Source organism: Luteitalea sp., assembly GCA_009377605.1.
Lineage (GTDB): Bacteria > Acidobacteriota > Vicinamibacteria > Vicinamibacterales > Vicinamibacteraceae > WHTT01.
The window spans coordinates 1-793 of record WHTT01000246.1; the positions used below are offsets into that span (position 1 = coordinate 1).

Below are 793 nucleotides of genomic sequence, written 5' to 3' on the forward strand. Positions count from 1 at the left end.
GATCGCGGAGCACATTGGCGAGGCTGAGGGCGAGAGCCAGGCCGAGCACGAGGCCGGCCACGGCGGCCTTCAGGCCCCAGCCGAGGGTCATGCGGGCGACCGACGCACGTGTGGCGCCGAGCGCCATGCGGATGCCGATCTCGCGCGTGCGGTGGGTCACGACGAACGCCATCACGGCGTAGAGGCCGACGATCGCGAGCGTCGCGCCGATGAGGCCCATCACGCCCACCATCTGGGCCATCAGCCGCGCGGCCAGCAGTCCCTTGTTCTCGAATACGTCCCGCATGCTGCGCAGGTCGACCATCGGCAGGTCCGGGGCGAGCGCCTGCACTTCGCGCCGCAGTGCAGGCACCAGCGCGAGCGCGTCGGTCGTGGACGTGCGGACGTGGAGCGTCATCGACTCCTGCAGGTGCTGCCGGTACGGCAGGTAGAAGTACGACAGCGCCGCCGGTTCCAGTGCGTTGAAGTACTTCGCGTTGCGTGCCACGCCGATCACCTCGACAGCCTCGTTCGGGTCGCCGACGAGGGTGAAGAGTTGACCGATCGGATCCCGATTCGGCCAAAAGCGTGTCGCCATCGTCTCATTCACGACTGCCACCTTTGGGGCTCGGCCGCCGTCGCGCGCGTCGATTGCCCGCCCCCGCACGATCGGCGTCCCCATTGTGTCGAAGAACTCAACGTCGACGTAGTTGTTGTTGATCGTGTCCCAGGGACGCGACGGTCCGTACTGCTGCCCGTCCACGGCGATCCGGCGCGAGTACCCGTCCGGCCCGAGGTTCACGTGCTTCGCGAG

General features: G+C 68.1%; 1 protein-coding gene. It reads right to left on the bottom strand.

Annotated elements, in window-relative coordinates; genetic code table 11:
• The coding region (locus tag GEV06_28770) for an FtsX-like permease family protein (protein ID MPZ21837.1) at positions 1–793 on the bottom strand (793 nt) is incomplete at both ends.